Origin of the sequence: Carnobacterium inhibens subsp. inhibens DSM 13024, assembly GCF_000746825.1 — a bacterium.
Lineage (GTDB): Bacteria > Bacillota > Bacilli > Lactobacillales > Carnobacteriaceae > Carnobacterium_B > Carnobacterium_B inhibens.
The window spans coordinates 200,524-216,062 of record NZ_JQIV01000006.1 but is presented as its reverse complement, the minus strand read 5'-3'; the positions used below and the strand labels follow the sequence as shown (position 1 = coordinate 216,062).

At 36.1% G+C, this 15,539-nt stretch carries 13 protein-coding genes; 1 reads left to right on the top strand and 12 read right to left on the bottom strand.

What is annotated here, in order from left to right; genetic code table 11:
* Nucleotides 1–43: 43 nt before the first annotated feature.
* The 3 genes from recG to BR65_RS02210 form a co-directional block, all read right to left on the bottom strand.
* Complete coding sequence (recG, locus tag BR65_RS02220) at nucleotides 44–2,092, bottom strand: ATP-dependent DNA helicase RecG (RefSeq protein WP_034536515.1); 2,049 nt, start codon at nucleotides 2,090–2,092, stop codon at nucleotides 44–46.
* Nucleotides 2,093–2,268: 176 nt separating this feature from the next.
* Nucleotides 2,269–3,942 carry a DAK2 domain-containing protein gene (locus tag BR65_RS02215; RefSeq protein ID WP_034536513.1) on the bottom strand — a complete coding sequence of 558 codons (1,674 nt, stop codon included), beginning with the start codon at nucleotides 3,940–3,942 and terminating at the stop codon, nucleotides 2,269–2,271.
* 70 nt (nucleotides 3,943–4,012) lie between these two features.
* Nucleotides 4,013–4,375, bottom strand: a complete 363-nt coding sequence (locus tag BR65_RS02210) for an Asp23/Gls24 family envelope stress response protein (protein ID WP_034536511.1) — start codon at nucleotides 4,373–4,375, stop codon at nucleotides 4,013–4,015.
* Nucleotides 4,376–4,632: 257 nt separating this feature from the next.
* On the opposite strand from BR65_RS02210, the gene rpmB reads away from it, so the two are divergent.
* Nucleotides 4,633–4,821, top strand: a complete 189-nt coding sequence (gene rpmB / locus BR65_RS02205) for a 50S ribosomal protein L28 (RefSeq protein ID WP_023177641.1) — start codon at nucleotides 4,633–4,635, stop codon at nucleotides 4,819–4,821.
* Between the two features lie 81 nt (nucleotides 4,822–4,902).
* Here the strand turns inward: rpmB and BR65_RS02200 are convergent, their stop codons facing one another.
* From BR65_RS02200 to priA, 9 genes are all read right to left on the bottom strand, one after another.
* Nucleotides 4,903–5,568, bottom strand: coding sequence for a thiamine diphosphokinase (locus tag BR65_RS02200; protein ID WP_034536509.1), 666 nt, complete (start codon nucleotides 5,566–5,568; stop codon nucleotides 4,903–4,905).
* A 1-nt stretch (nucleotide 5,569) separates the two neighbouring features.
* Nucleotides 5,570–6,220, bottom strand: a complete 651-nt coding sequence (rpe, locus tag BR65_RS02195) for a ribulose-phosphate 3-epimerase (protein WP_034536507.1) — start codon at nucleotides 6,218–6,220, stop codon at nucleotides 5,570–5,572.
* 10 nt (nucleotides 6,221–6,230) lie between these two features.
* Entirely contained in the window at nucleotides 6,231–7,133 is a 903-nt protein-coding gene (gene rsgA, locus BR65_RS02190; protein WP_034536506.1) for a ribosome small subunit-dependent GTPase A, read from the bottom strand.
* A 149-nt stretch (nucleotides 7,134–7,282) separates the two neighbouring features.
* A complete protein-coding gene (pknB, locus tag BR65_RS02185) occupies nucleotides 7,283–9,274 on the bottom strand; it encodes a Stk1 family PASTA domain-containing Ser/Thr kinase (RefSeq protein WP_034536505.1) in 1,992 nt (663 codons plus the stop codon).
* Nucleotides 9,261–10,019, bottom strand: a complete 759-nt coding sequence (locus BR65_RS02180; RefSeq protein ID WP_034536504.1) for a Stp1/IreP family PP2C-type Ser/Thr phosphatase — start codon at nucleotides 10,017–10,019, stop codon at nucleotides 9,261–9,263. The genes pknB and BR65_RS02180 overlap by 14 nt, the downstream gene beginning before the upstream one ends.
* 238 nt (nucleotides 10,020–10,257) lie before the next feature.
* Nucleotides 10,258–11,634: a 16S rRNA (cytosine(967)-C(5))-methyltransferase RsmB gene (gene rsmB, locus BR65_RS02175; protein WP_023177630.1), complete on the bottom strand. Its 1,377-nt coding sequence runs from the start codon at nucleotides 11,632–11,634 to the stop codon at nucleotides 10,258–10,260.
* On the bottom strand, nucleotides 11,624–12,577 hold the full coding sequence (gene fmt, locus BR65_RS02170) for a methionyl-tRNA formyltransferase (RefSeq protein WP_023177628.1): 954 nt from the start codon (nucleotides 12,575–12,577) through the stop codon (nucleotides 11,624–11,626). Before fmt ends, rsmB begins: the two co-directional genes overlap by 11 nt.
* A complete protein-coding gene (def, locus tag BR65_RS02165; RefSeq protein ID WP_023177626.1) occupies nucleotides 12,574–13,068 on the bottom strand; it encodes a peptide deformylase in 495 nt (164 codons plus the stop codon). The genes fmt and def overlap by 4 nt, the downstream gene beginning before the upstream one ends.
* A 47-nt stretch (nucleotides 13,069–13,115) precedes the next feature.
* Entirely contained in the window at nucleotides 13,116–15,530 is a 2,415-nt protein-coding gene (priA, locus tag BR65_RS02160; RefSeq protein WP_034536503.1) for a primosomal protein N', read from the bottom strand.
* Nucleotides 15,531–15,539 lie beyond the last annotated feature (9 nt).

The window sequence follows — 15,539 nt, the reverse complement described above, 5'->3', positions numbered from 1 at the left end:
TTTTTGCTTACTACTGAATTTTAACACTAATGATACTGTAACCTCAATTAAAATCTAAACCTTCTAATTCGTTAAACCCAACCGCTTCTCTGATTGGTTGGTATTTTTTGTTTGTTAGAAAATCTTTTTGATTAACCAATTGGGCTGCTTCTTGTCTGGCTGCTTCTAAGGCTCCAAAATCACCAATGATATCCCCAACTCTAAAATCCGGCAGCCCTGACTGTTTATTCCCAAACAAATCTCCAGGACCTCTTAATTCTAAATCTTTTTCACTCAATAAAAAACCATCTGTGGTTTCAGTCATTATCTTCATTCGTTCGATTCCGTTTTCCGTTTTGGGATTTGCGACTAGAATACAATAAGATTCTTTGACGCCTCGACCAACCCGCCCTCTTAATTGATGCAGTTGAGACAATCCAAAGCGATCTGCATCATAAATCACCATTGTTGTCGCATTGGGCACATTTACCCCAACTTCAATAACGGTTGTAGAAACAAGCACATCTAATTTACGCTCTTTGAAATTTTCCATAATGCTTTCTTTTTCAGAAGATTTCATTTTACCATGCAATAACCCTACTTCAAAACGGCCACCATAATATACGGATAACTTTTCATAAATATCTGTCGCGTTTTTAACATCCAAACTTTCAGACTCTTCAATAAGCGGACAAATAACATACGCCTGAGATCCTTTTTTTAATTGAATTTCAATAAATTCTAATGTCTTTTCAAAGTTTTGCGGTTTGATCCACGTAGTTTGAATAGGTATTCTTCCAGCGGGCATTTCATCGATAATCGAAACATCCATTTCACCATATGTTGTAATAGCTAATGTTCGCGGAATAGGCGTTGCGGTCATAAATAAAACATCCGCATCTTTTCCCTTATCTCTTAATAATTTTCGTTGATTTACCCCGAAACGATGCTGTTCATCTGTGATAACTAGACCAAGACGAGAAAAATGTACATCTTCTTGAATCAATGCATGTGTTCCTATAAGGACATCCAATTCACCATTCGCTAATTGTTCTAAAATAATGCGTCGATCTTTTGTTCTTGTTGAACCTGTTAGCAATGCTATTTTAACTTCCAAAGGGTCAAAAAGCTCATCTAAACTTTCCATATGCTGTTCAGCAAGAATTTCAGTGGGAACCATTAAAGCAGACTGAAAACCAACATTTGCAGCAGCATACAATGCAATTGCAGCAACGATCGTTTTCCCACTTCCAACATCTCCTTGCAATAAGCGATGCATATGAATAGGTTGTCTTAAATCACTACAAATTTCATTCACTACACGTTTTTGAGCCTTCGTTAATTCAAAAGGCAAGGTTTCAATAAAGTTTCTTAAATCCTTAACGTTGTAATTAACTGAATTTCCTTTACCCATTGCTTTTTGTTTTTTACGCACAATTTGCATGCGCATTTGATACAAGAGAAATTCTTCAAAAACAACTTCTCTTCTGGCCTGGACTTTTTGTTCTTCTGATGCTGGAAAATGCATAGCAGAAATAGCATCGTGATGGGAAATAAGTCTGTATTTTGTTTTTAATTCCTGTGGTACAACTTCAGGAATGAGGTCTTCATAAAGTTTGAAGGCTTCGGTGATCAATTGCAGAATCGTACTTTGTTTAATGTGTTTATTTGCACTATAAACAGATTCAAAATCGCCATGTTCAGCATCAGAACGGGTACCTAAAATCTTTATCCCCATTAAACTTTTTCTTTTTGCATCCCATTTTCCAAATACAGCCATTTCTTCCCCAGTAACGATTTTACTTTTTAAATAGGGTTGATTAAAAAACGTTACCGTTATTACTGCATGTTCAATAATCAGTCGAAATGATAACCGATTCTTTTTGGGTCCAAATCGGCTGACGACCGCTTCTGAAACAACATTCCCTTTTAACGTTACTTTTTCTTGATCTTCTATTTCCAATAGGTCTTTTTCTTGAATGTCTTCATAGCGGATCGGATAGTGAGAAAGCAAATCAGCAATGGTATGGATCCCCAATTGATGCAATGCTTCTAACCGCTTTTCTCCAACATAAGGGAGGACAGAAACACTATCATAAATTGACTTTGTCATATAATTTTAGACAAATCAAAAACAGTTTCATTGATTTTTTGACTTGTCTTTCACCTCCCTTTAGTGCCTTTTTTCTAAAATAAAACTCTACCTACTTTATATGTAGCCATTTTAATTGACTAAAAAAGACAAAAATAGGAATGGAATGAAATCCGTATCTATTTTTGTCTCTTTTATTATTCTACTGACAAGATGTAAGGATAAACAGGTTGTTGACCGTCATGAACTTCTACTTCTACATCTTCAAATAGGTTTTCGATCTCCGCCGCAATTTCATCAGCTTCATCTTTATCGCCATCTTCGCCAAGTAAAATCGTCACAATTTCACTGTCTTCTGAAATCATTTGTTTTAAGGTTTCAATCGTAACTTGTTTACGATCAGGTTGCGATACTTTAATTTTGCCTTCAATAATTCCCATGAAATCATCTTTTTTAATAGAGATTCCATCGATATCTGTATCTCTTACAGCATTAGTCACTTGTCCACTAACAACATTCGATAATTCGTTCATCATCTCAGCTTTATTCGTGTCTAAGTCATTTAATTCATTGAATGCTAACATCGCTGTCATACCTTGTGATACTGTCTTACTAGGAACAACAACCACTGGTAATTCACTAACTTCAGCTGCTTGATCAGCTGCCATAAATATATTTTTATTGTTTGGTAAGATAATAATCTTTTCCGCATTAACTTCTTCGATTGCTTTAAGAATATCTTCTGTACTTGGATTCATTGTTTGGCCGCCACTGATAACATAATCCACACCTAAACTTTTAAATAAGTTTTGAACACCTTCACCGGCTGCAACAGCAATGATTCCATAAGGTGTTTTAGCTGCTTTTTTAGCAGGTTGTGGTGATTCATTTTCAAGAATCGTTTCATGTTGAACACGCATGTTATCAACTTTGATTTTGATCAATGAACCAAATTTTTGTCCATAGTTCATAACTTCTCCTGGATGTTCTGTATGAACATGAACTTTAACGATTTCGTCATCAGATACAACCAATAAAGAATCTCCGATTTCATTTAAATGATTACGGAATATGTCATAGTCAAATTCACTGTCAACAGTTTCGCCTTTACCAATTTGAACCATGATTTCTGTACAATAACCAAATTTGATATCTTCAGTATGGATATGATTAGAAACACTTCTATGGTGTTCAGCATTAACTAATTCTGTCATTTCTTGAGCAGAAGGTTGGTAAATGTCTTCTTCTACAATTTTCCCAGATAGCACTTCTAAGAATCCTTCATAAATAAATAAAAGACCTTGTCCACCACTATCAACAACCCCAACTTCTTTAAGTACAGGTAATAAATCAGGCGTTTTAGCTAATGATTTTTTAGCACCTCGTACGATTGCTTCCATTACTTCAACAATATCATCAGTTTCTTTTGCTTTTTTTTCACCGACTTTAGCAGATTCACGAGCCACAGTCAAAATCGTTCCTTCAACTGGTTTCATAACTGCTTTATAAGCCGTTTCCACACCTCTAGTAAATGCTTCTGAAAAGTCTTTAGAAGACAACGTTTCTTTATTTTCAATAGCTTTGCCGAATCCTCTAAACAATTGAGATAAGATAACTCCAGAGTTTCCACGAGCGCCCATCAATAAACCTTTTGAAAGAGCCGCTGATAGATCCCCTATACTTTCAGAAGTTGTATTAGCAACTGCTTTAGCGCCACTTGCCAATGATAAATTCATATTAGTCCCTGTGTCTCCATCTGGAACTGGAAAAACGTTCAACGAGTTTACATATTCCGCATTTTTATCTAAACGATCAGCACCTGTTGCTACCATTAAGCGAAACTGTTTACCTTCTAATTTTGTAACTTTCACTACATATATCCTCCTTAGTTACTTCCCAACAAAGTATCAGTAACTATTTCTTCTTTTAATAAATATTTTTTTAGTCATTTAATACACGAACGCCTTGTACAAAGACATTTACAGTATTAGCAGTAACACCCAGCATGGTTTCTAAATTGTATTTTACGATTTCTTGCACATTACGGCTGACTTCAGAAATTTTTATTCCATAACTTACAATAATATAAATATCAATTGCAACACCATTGTCTTCTTGACGCACAATTATTCCGCGTGAATAGTTTTCCTTTTTCAGTATATCATTTAAATTGTCACGTATTTGGCTTTTACTTGCCATTCCAACGATTCCAAAAATTTCGGTTGCAGCACCACCAACCACGGTTGCAATGACTTCATTTGAAATATCTATTGCTCCGAATTGTGTTTTGATTTTAACTGCCATGTTAAAAATCCTCCTTTTGGCTAGCAAGCCATAAATTACTACTCTATATTTTATCATAGCAGACCCATTAAGAAAAGAAAAACTAAGTTTCCGTAATTTATTCCTCATTTTAATGATAATAAGCAAATAAAAAAGCCTGTCAAGTAAATTTCCTTGAAAGAAAATTGTTGCAAAGGCAACCGAATTATGATAAATTATTGAAGTATGAGTATTGATTGAAGCTTTGCTTCGATATATCGGCAAAGGAGGAAAGACTAATGGCTAAAGAATGTGTAATTACAGGACGTAAAGCAAGAAGCGGAAATAACCGCTCTCACGCTATGAACAAAACAAAACGTACTTGGGGTGCTAACTTACAAAAAGTTCGCATCATGGTTGACGGATCACCTAAAAAAGTTTGGGTATCTGCTCGAGCACTTAAATCTGGTAAAATTGAACGCGTATAATTTTACTTAAAAAAGAACCTTTCCCATCGTCATGGAAAAGGTTCTTTTTATTTGTTCTATTTTTCATACAGAAGACTTGTTTCAGCTACCAATAGTTTCATTGTCTTTGCTTTGGATGACAGCAATTAATCCTGAATCAAATGAAAAAGTTGCGGTGTCAGAAACAAATTCATTGCTGGCCAAGGAGATTGGATAAGTAAAGTCTGAATGGCTCAAACGATATTTTGCATCCATTATAGATAAACGTTCTACAGGGGACAAACAGGTAAAGGCAAGGTATTTCTTATCCACTTCTTTAACTAGCTTATGCGTACCCGGCTTGTAATAAGTGATAGTATTCTGTTTATCTATTAAGCGAATTTTAGTGGCTTGTTTGAAAAATTTAGGTTGAAATACCATGTAGATATTATTTAACAAGTGATCCATTCTTCCGCCAGTAGCACCATAAATCGATACACTGTCCGGATCGAATTCATCAAAAGCTATTTGAACTGCTAATTCGGTGTCCGTTTCATCTTTTTCAGCTTTATAGACTCGAACGTCGCCAACTTCTTTTTTTATTTCTTTTAATTCTTCTTCTGTAACCGAATCAAAATCTCCAAGGGCTATTTTAGGAATAATTCCTTGTTCTAGCAAACGTACAGAACCTCTGTCTACACCTATCCAAATGATTTCTTTCGAATCGGCTTGTTTAATGTCCGGTATGCGATCGTACGGTCCACCGACCATAATGGCAAGTTGTACCATATTACCTTACCGCATCCTTTAATAATGCCATTCTATTAAGAGGTTCGTCAGCAGTATAAATATATGACCCAGCAACAAAAACAGATGCTCCTGCTTCTTTGCATTGTTTAGCCGTACCTTCTGCTATTCCTCCGTCAACTTCAATTTCGTAGCTGTAACCTTCTTTATTTTTCAATTCATTAGCTCGTTCAATTTTCTTTAAAGTTTCTGGGATAAAGCTTTGTCCGCCATAGCCAGGATTGACTGTCATAACTAAAACCAAATCAACTAGATCCAATACATGTATCAAGGATTCGATTGGTGTTCCTGGATTAACCGCAATTCCTGCTTTAACGCCTTGTTTTTTTATCAATTGAATCACACGATGAATATGAGATGTACTCTCAACATGAACAGTAATGATGTCTGCTCCTGCTTTAGCAAAATTTTCAATGTAATTTTCTGGGTACTCAACCATTAAATGACAATCTAAAGGCAATTTCGTAACTGAACGGATAGCAGCTACTGTATCCGCTCCAAAGGTAATATTAGGAACAAAATGTCCATCCATAACATCAACATGAATGTAGTCTGCCCCTCCATCTTCAACTAAACGGATATCTCTTTCTAAATTCGCAAAATCTGCACTCAAAATAGATGGTGCTAACTTCATTTACTCGTCCTCATTTCTTATCTTTATTATCGTATCGTGGTTTACGGCTTTCAATTTCATTTAAAAATTGCAAGTAATGTTTGTACCGATATTCCGGTATCGCATGTGACTCAACATCTTTTTTAACTTGACAGCCTGGTTCTTTTTTATGCATACATCCTCTAAAACGGCATTGGTCTTGTACCTCAACAAATTCAGGGAAACAAGATGAGAGTTCTTCTGCTTCTAATTCCAAAAAATCAATTGAACTAAACCCTGGAGTGTCTGCTACTAATCCGTCATACAAAGGCAGCAATTCAACATGTCTTGTTGTATGTTTTCCACGCCCAAGTGAACTTGAGATTTCAGCAGTTTTCAACAACAAATCAGGAGCAATACTATTCAACAAGGTTGATTTTCCAGCACCCGATTGGCCCATAAAAACAGTTAAGTTATTAGGGAAATAAGAAGTTAATTTTTCTAACGATTTTTTGTTATCTGTTGGTTCAGGAACAATAAGAATATAACCCATTTTTCCATAGTCCTGTTGTTTTTCTTTTAATTCTTGAAACAACTCTTCAGTTAATAAATCAATTTTACTAATATATATAATGGCTTGGATTCCTTTGCTTTCTAAAGTAACCAAAAAGCGATCTAATAAATTTGTTGAAAAATTTGGTTCAATAGCAGACATCACTACCACGCCTATGTCAACATTTGCTACGGTAGGACGGACTAGTTCATTTTTTCTAGGTAACAATTCTTGTACGACACCTTCACTTAAATTGCCACTTTCAAATAAGACATAATCACCAACCAAAGGTGTTAAATCTCTTTTTCGAAAATTCCCTCTTCCTCTGGTTTGATAGGTTTCTCCTTTGTAATACACATAATAAAAACCGCTTAATGCTTTTCTAATTTGACCTTCCGGCAATAAAACCCCTCCTAAATCGTGCTCTCTTTTCTACTCTACTGAATGAAACTCAAGAAAGCAAGATTTTAATCATCCTAGTTTTATTTTTTATGATCAAAAAAAGGATTCAGAAACTTAAAATAGTTTCTGAATCCTTTTGATTTATTTTATCATTCAGCTGTAACGTTTGTCTTTTCTTCTATCACTTCTCCGTCTCGTTCAATACGATAAGATGCTGTGTCACCTTCTTGGAGAACGAATGGAATAACTGTCTCAAAATCTTCTGTAATAGTGAACTTCTGGAATTCTTTATCTAAAGTATGTTCTTCATCTTCTATATAGATAATAATCTCGTTCGGTACTGGAGTTGACTCCTGAGAGCTGCTTTCTGACTCTTTCTCAGACTCTTCCTCCGCTTTTGGTTCAGCATAAGGGATACTTACTTTTTTTGAAAAGGTCTGTACAGGCTGTTTACCCAACGAAATTACCACTGAGAAAGGCGTCCCACTTGACAATAGTTCACCGGCAGCAGGATCTTGTGAAATAACTTGACCTTCTGAAATGTCATTAGAATATTCTTCTTTGAATGTTACAGTCAACCCATTTTCATTAGCATAGTCTTGTACACCTTTTTCAGAATAACCTGTCAAATCTCTCATTTCAATCATGGCTTCGCCGGTACTCACAGTCAATGTCACTGTTGTTTCGCTTGGAACCACTTCTTCACCTTCAGTTACACTTTGTTCCATAATCGTACCTTCTGGATAAGTTTCGCTGCTGGCATCTACTCGTTTAGTATCAAAACCTTGTTCAATGAGTTCTGCTTTAACTTCTTCATAAGGCTCACCTATATAATCTCTAAATGAAACCGTTTCTTTCCCAGAACTAACATAAAGATTAACATCCGTTTCTTCTTTCACACTTGTTCCTGTTTCCGGATCTGTTCGTGTTATGAGACCTGCTTCAACATCTTCGCTTGTTTCTATAATCGTCGTTTTGACTGTCAAGTTTACCATCGAAAGAGCTTCTTCGGCTTCTTCTTTTGACATACCTATAACATCTGGTACAAAAACATCTTTAGGAGCTGTAAGAGCTAATGCCACCATACTTCCTACAAAAACAAGAACAAGTAACAACAATGTCAACCAGATGATCTTTCGTTTTTTCTTCTTGGTTTTTTTGTCTTTTTTTATTTTTTTATTTTTTTTGTCTTCTTTAGCAGTTTCTGCTTCAGCAGCTTTTTCTTCCGCCATGACTGTAGGAGCTACGGGAACAATCGGTTCCAACACTTTAGTTTTCTCCATCATACTAGCTGGTACAAATTTTGTCTCATTGATTCTTTGAGGTGTCAAAGAAGTTGCTAAATCAGAAGCCATTTCTTGAACGGTTCGATACCTGTCCACAGTTTCTTTCGCTGTTGCTTTAAGAACAACATTCTCTAATGGTTGCGGTATACGATGGTCAAAATCTTTAACAGAAGGCAGGGACTCTTGAAAATGTTTCAAAGCAATCGATACTGCAGATTCGCCTTCAAAAGGTACATTACCTGTTAGTAATTCATACAAGATAATGCCTAACGAATAAATATCAGATTGTTTCGTCGCCATTCCTCCTCTTGCTTGTTCTGGAGAGAGGTAATGAACCGAACCCAATAAAGAATTGGTTTGGGTAATAGACGTTTGCGATAGCGCTACTGCTATACCAAAATCCGTTATTTTCACTGTACCTTCTTCATCGATCAAAACATTTTGTGGTTTTAAATCTCTATGAATAATACTATTCTTGTGGGCTTCTGCAACTGCTGCCAGTATTTGTCTCATGATATCCAATACTTTTTGGTAAGGAATAGGGAAATTGCTATGGATATAATGCTTTAGATCCATTCCTTTGACGTATTCCATTACAATGTATTGATTGTTTTCTTCTTCTCCAATATCATAAACACTGACAATATTAGGATGCGTCAATTCTGTAGCAGCCAACGCTTCACGTTTAAAACGTCGAATGGTATCTTGATCATCTCTAAAGTCGAAACGCAATACTTTAACTGCTACATCTCTTTCTAAAATGAGATCTTTTGCAAGATAAACATTTGCCATACCTCCAGCTCCAACTGTACCAATAATTTTATATCGCCCATTAAGTTTCTTACCCATTTCCATTGTTATCCCCCCTTTCTGCTGTGATTTGAACTAACATAATTGTTATATTGTCATAACCTCCACGCTCGTTAGCCATTGTTACTAAAGTTTCAACTTTTTCTTCACTCGATTTTTGGATACTCAAAACCTCGTTTATATCTTCATCTTCCACCATATTGGTTAATCCATCTGAACAAAGCAACATTTGATCATTAGGCAATGCGGGTAAAATCGTTACATCAATATCGATTTCTTCCGTTACACCTAATGAACGTGTCAGCACATTCTTTCTTGGATGATTTTCAGCATCCTCAGAAGAAATTTCTCCGCTTTTTACCAATTCATTTACTAAAGAATGATCTTCAGTGACTTGATTTAATCGGCCTCCAGTATAGTGGTAAGCTCTGCTATCACCAATATTTGCAATCACAAATTCTTGATCTACTACTGCTGCTGCTACAAGTGTTGTACCCATTCCTTCTAAATCAAAAAATTTACGTGATTTCTCCAAAATGCGTTTGTTTTCGCGACTAATTCGTGTCAACATCCACTGTGTGATCTGTTCAGCATCTTGAACATCGGATTCTTCCCATGTATGCCCTAAATGAGAAACGGCCATTTCACTAGCCACATCGCCGCCTCGATGTCCTCCCATTCCATCACAAAGAATAGCTAGTCTAATATTCTTTTTATTTATAAAATAACCAGCAAAATCTTGATTATTTTTTCTCTTTTTTCCGGTATCACTACGAAATACAATCTCCATTGTTTCACCTCATGCCTTTCACTATTGATTACATTGTCAAATTTTAATTGATCATGAACGTTCTGTATCATTTCACTGCGGCTTGAATAAACAAGCCGTAGTGAAATGATACAGAAATTTAATCACTCATCAAGTATAAAAAGACAAACTAAAAAGGAAGTGGGACAAAGATATGGGCTAATTACTTTTCCCCGCACCACCCCATTTTTAGTTATCTTTCCTTTGATCTTAATTAAATTTATTTCTGTATTTTTCGGACACAACTAATAAAGAACCCATCCGTTCCAAAATCATGCGGATAAAGTTGTAAGAATCCATCTTTCACACATTTAGAAAGAGCTTCTGCTGCAACAACTGGAACTTTTTCAAATTCTTCATGTGCAGCTAAAAAATGTTCAATCGTATCTTTATTTTCCTCATTTGCTATTGTACACGTACTGTAAACTAAAAGTCCACCTACTTTTAGTTTTGGAGCGACTTGTTCCAGAATACCAAGTTGTACTTTTTGTAAATTTAATAAATCTTTTTCTTTCTTAGTGTATTTAATATCAGGCTTACGTCTCATTAATCCTAAACCAGAACACGGAGCATCTACTAATATACGGTCAAATTGTTCATCTGAGAACTCTTGATCTACATTTCTTGCATCTAATTTCATGGCTGTTACCACATCTTCTACATGCATTCTTTTAGCATTTTCTGTAATCAATGCCACTTTGTGTTCATGAAGATCAAGTGCCGTTACTTTTCCGCCTTCTTCAGCAGATAAGTAAGAAGCAATATGCGTTGTTTTGCCGCCTGGAGCAGCACAAGCATCTAATACTTGATGATGCGGTTCGATTTGTAAAGCTGGTGCAACTAATTGAGAAGATTCATCTTGAATCGTTAATTGACCAGATTGAAACAGTGGTGAAGAAGCAAAGTGTCCGCCATCACTGACGATACCAACTGGAGAAATGACACTCTCACGAACATCAAAACCTTCTTCTTCCATTGCTTCTAATGCTTCATCAACTGTCAAAAATTTTCCGTTTACTCTTGCACTTGAATGACTTGGACGAAGCAAAGATTCACCTAAGTGTTTTGTTTCTTCCAATCCGATATCAGCAGTAAATTTCTCTACCAACCATCTTGGCATACTAAGTTCGATACTCAATCGTTCAATCGGGTCTGAGATAGTTTCAGTATCAGGAAACCCTTTACGTTCGGCACTTCTTAATACTCCGTTTATAAATTTACTTATACCAATATGCCCTTTTTTCTTAGCGACTTCTACTGCCTCAAAAAGGATAGCATGAGCAGGTATTTTATCCAGATAAATCATTTGGTAAATAGAGAGTCTTAAAAGATTCCGTACCCATGCATCAATTTTTTTATCTTCATTTAAAAATGGAGATAAATAAAAATCCAAAGTTAATTTCCGTTGCAATACGCCATAGACCAATTCAGTCAACAAGCGAGCATCTGCGGCATTCAACTTATTTTTTTGAATCGCTTCGTTAATAAGAAGGTTTGAATAAGACCCTGTTTTATCTGTCCGCTCTAGTATAGACATCGCTAGATAGCGACTAGTTTTTTTGACATTTCTTTTTTGTGGATTTTGATTAGTCTCCATTTGACCCTACCTTTTCTCCAACGTTCAGTTGGCTTCCTACTCCACTTAAAAAAGCCATAACACTCATTTTACTTTTTCCAGCTGGTTGGACTTCATTTAATTTTGCAACAGTTTGCTCTCCACAAGCTACATAAATCGCTTCTTTATCCATTTTGATAATGGTACCTGGAATAGCAGTTGTTTTTTCATCAGTAGGTCTTACATCCCATAATTTCAATCTTTTACCTTCTAATAACGTATAAGCCACTGGCCAAGGACGCATGCCGCGAACTTGATAATCAACTTCTTGGGCTGTTTTATTCCAATCTATCATTTCTTCTTCACGTTTAATATTAGGCGAGTAAGTAACTTCATCTTCGTTTTGTTTTAACGGTGTGATTTCTCCTGCCAATAATTTAGGCAAAGTTTCCATCAACAATTCTTTGCCCAGTACGCTTAACCGATCAAATAAGGTTCCAACATCATCATTTTCAGTAATCTCTAATGAACGTTGTGCAAGTATATCGCCTGCATCCATCTTTTTCTCCATATACATGATCGAAACTCCAGTTTCTTTTTCCCCTTTTATAAGAGCGTAATGAACGGGTGCGCCTCCACGGTACTTAGGAAGTAATGATGCATGTACGTTTACAGCACCATATTTAGGTACAGATAATAATTTTTGCGGCAGAAACTGTCCGAATGCTGCTGTAACGATCAAATCTGGTTCTAAAGCGATAAGTGCATCCATTTCTGGTGAACCCGAAATTTTTTCTGGTTGAAAAACAGGCAATCCAAGTTCAAGCGCAGCTGCTTTAACAGGTGAAGGTGTTAATAGTTTCTTTCTTCCCACAGGTCGATCTGGTTGCGTCACAACCGCTATTACGTCATATTCTGAGTTTGTTAAAGCTTTGAGTATAGGAACTGAAAATGCCGGGGTTCCCATAAATATAATTTTGGTCATTCTAAATTCGCCTCCATATAACTTTCTAAATCTTCTGGTTTGATTTTTTGAATGATTTTATCTGTAAACAACTTGCCATCCAAGTGTTCCAACTCATGTTGAAACGCACGTGCTAAATAGTCATCTGCTTCGACTTCATATTCATCGCCATTGCGGTCATAGTATCTTAATACGATCGTATCCGCTCTTTTTATAGTTCCGTACACTTCTGGAAAACTCAAACAACCTTCTACATCAATGGCTTCTCCAGATGATTGAACAATTTTTGGATTAATCATTTCAAATAATCCAGAATCTTCATCAATTTCTACTAATGCTAAACGGAGGTTACTATTTACTTGTGGAGCTGCGATTCCAATTCCATCATTTTCGATCATTGTTTCATGCATATCCTCTAATAGTTGGATAATCTCATCGGTAATTTCTTCTACTTCTTTTGTAGGAGTAGTCAGTATGGGATTGGGGTATTTTACAATTGGCAATACGGACATCATTGACCTTCTCTCTTTCTATTTTTTGCTAACTAAATCTTCAACCATTAAATAAAGTTCATTGGTTCAGAATCAATAGCAATTTGTAGCCCTTTTGTCATTTCTTTTTGAGATTCCATCAAAATTGTTTGCAAGGCTGCTTTTAAATGCGGTTCATTTTTATATTTAATGATTGTTTGGTAGTAATATCGGTTATTCATACGAGCTACCGCTTTAGGCGTTGGCCCTAACATAATCGTTTCAGGTTGCAATTGAGGTTTAATGTATTGAACGATATGCTGCATTTTCTTTGCAGCCGCAAGTTCTTCTTCATGACTCGTTGTAATGAGAACGGTATAAAAGTAAGGTGGATAACTCCCTCGATGTCTCAAAGACATCTCTTTTTTATAAAATGTATCATAGTCGTGTTCTTTAGCTAACTGAATGGCATAATGTTCAGGGTTAAATGTCTGAACGATGACTTCTCCAGTTAATTCTGCTCTACCCGCACGCCCACTCACCTGAGTCAATAATTGAAATGTACGCTCGCTGGCTCTAAAGTCAGGCAATCCTAATCCAGTGTCCGCGTTTAAAACGCCTACTAGTGTAATATTTGGAAAATCCAACCCTTTTGCGATCATTTGTGTGCCTAATAAAATGTCTGCTTCACCATTTCCAAAAGAAGTCAGCAACTTTTCATGTGCACCTTTTTTCCGGGTAGTATCCACATCCATTCGGATCACTTTTGCCTCAGGAAGAACTTCTTTTAGCTCTTCCTCAATTTTTTGGGTCCCAGTACCATAATAACGAATTTTATTCCCTTTACAACTTGGACAAGTATAAGGAATCTTTTCTTCATGACCACAATAGTGGCACTTCATTGTTTTAGTATCCATGTGTAGTGTCAAGGAAATATCACAATTTGGGCAAGGTAAAACAAAACCGCAATCTCGGCACATAACAAATGAAGAATAACCACGTCGGTTTAGTAATAAAACAATTTGTTCTTTTTTTGCTATCCGATCACGAATTTTTTCTTGTAAAAGAACCGAAAAACTGCTTCGATTGGCATTTTTCACTTCTTCTCTCATATCTACGATTTCAACATCTGGTAATTCTTTGCGGTTAACTCTTGTAGGCAATTCTAGCAATGTATAAACGTTTTTTTGAGCTCGTGCCCTTGATTCTAATGACGGAGTAGCACTTCCTAAGATAACTGGACAATCATGGTAATTGGCCCTCCAAATGGCTATATCTCTAGCGTGGTATCTTGGATTTTCATCTTGCTTATACGTAGCTTCATGTTCTTCATCTATAATGATTACTCCAATATTTTTTACCGGTGCAAAGATAGATGAACGTGCACCTACAACTACACGAGCTTCGCCTCGTTCGATTTTACGCCATTCATCATACTTTTCACCAACGGATAATCCACTATGCAGTACGGCTACCTTTTCACCAAAACGGCCTTTAAAATGATTGACCATTTGAGGCGTTAGAGCTATCTCAGGTACTAGCATTAAAGCACTTTTATTATTTTGCAGTGTTTGAGCAATAGTTTGCAAATAAATTTCTGTCTTTCCACTACCCGTTACCCCTTTTAACAAAAACACTTCAGTTCTTTCCTCAGATACGGCCTTTAAAATCGGTTGAATGGCTTTTTCCTGCCCCTCATTTAATTGAAAAGACACAGTTGGTTTAAAACTTTGATTTTTAAACGGATCACGGTAAACCTCAACTTCTTTGATTGTCAGCCAATCTTTTTTTTCACCCGTTCGAATATCTGATGCAGTAAGTTTGGTTGATAAAGTCAACTCACTTACACTAATCTCTTTGTCGTCTAACATTTGTAAGACTTCTAAAAGCAGCCGCTGTTTGGGTCCACGTTTGCCTAATGAAATTTTTTCATCTTCTAATTGCTCAAAAGATAAATTAGCTTGAAGTACTCTTTTTTTCTTCGTCTTTGCTTGATTTTTCACTTCATAAACAACTTCTACAGCATCTTTTTTCTTTAAATCGATCAATTGAGGCAAAATAGCTCTTGATTCTGCTTCATCCCAGTTGATTTCATTCTTGCCTTTAAACAATTCAAAAAATAGATCTTCTGGTATTTCATCAATCAAGCGGATTTTTTTTTCGTATTTTGCTTTCAAAATTGCCGGTAACATTGTTTGATAGCACGTTATTTGGAAAGCATAGGTTTTACGTGCCATCTCTTTTCCTAACAGCAGCATTTCTTGATTTAAAACTGCTGTTAAATCCATCAAACCAACAATAGATTTTAACTCGCCTTCATAATCTGTTGAGTGAGTAATTTCTACAACAAAGCCTTGTACTTTTCTCGCACCTAAACCAAAAGGAACTACGACACGCATTCCTTGGACAACATCTTGTTCAAGTTCATCCGGAATACGGTAATCATAAGGTTTGTTTGTCTGCATTGTTGGTATATCCACAATAACTTTAGCAATTGAAACCACTCATTTTCA

What these genes read in the sequence shown, in the direction of transcription:
- BR65_RS02200 (WP_034536509.1), bottom strand. Translation starts at nt 5,568, where the DNA reads ATGGTACAACTTGCCATTATGGTCGGTGGACCGTACGATCGCATACCG.
- BR65_RS02210 (WP_034536511.1), bottom strand. Translation starts at nt 4,375, where the DNA reads ATGGCAGTTAAAATCAAAACACAATTCGGAGCAATAGATATTTCAAAT.
- rpmB (WP_023177641.1), top strand. Translation starts at nt 4,633, where the DNA reads ATGGCTAAAGAATGTGTAATTACAGGACGTAAAGCAAGAAGCGGAAAT.
- BR65_RS02180 (WP_034536504.1), bottom strand. Translation starts at nt 10,019, where the DNA reads ATGGAGATTGTATTTCGTAGTGATACCGGAAAAAAGAGAAAAAATAAT.
- fmt (WP_023177628.1), bottom strand. Translation starts at nt 12,577, where the DNA reads ATGACCAAAATTATATTTATGGGAACCCCGGCATTTTCAGTTCCTATA.
- rsmB (WP_023177630.1), bottom strand. Translation starts at nt 11,634, where the DNA reads ATGGAGACTAATCAAAATCCACAAAAAAGAAATGTCAAAAAAACTAGT.
- pknB (WP_034536505.1), bottom strand. Translation starts at nt 9,274, where the DNA reads ATGGAAATGGGTAAGAAACTTAATGGGCGATATAAAATTATTGGTACA.
- recG (WP_034536515.1), bottom strand. Translation starts at nt 2,092, where the DNA reads ATGACAAAGTCAATTTATGATAGTGTTTCTGTCCTCCCTTATGTTGGA.
- def (WP_023177626.1), bottom strand. Translation starts at nt 13,068, where the DNA reads ATGTCCGTATTGCCAATTGTAAAATACCCCAATCCCATACTGACTACT.
- rpe (WP_034536507.1), bottom strand. Translation starts at nt 6,220, where the DNA reads ATGAAGTTAGCACCATCTATTTTGAGTGCAGATTTTGCGAATTTAGAA.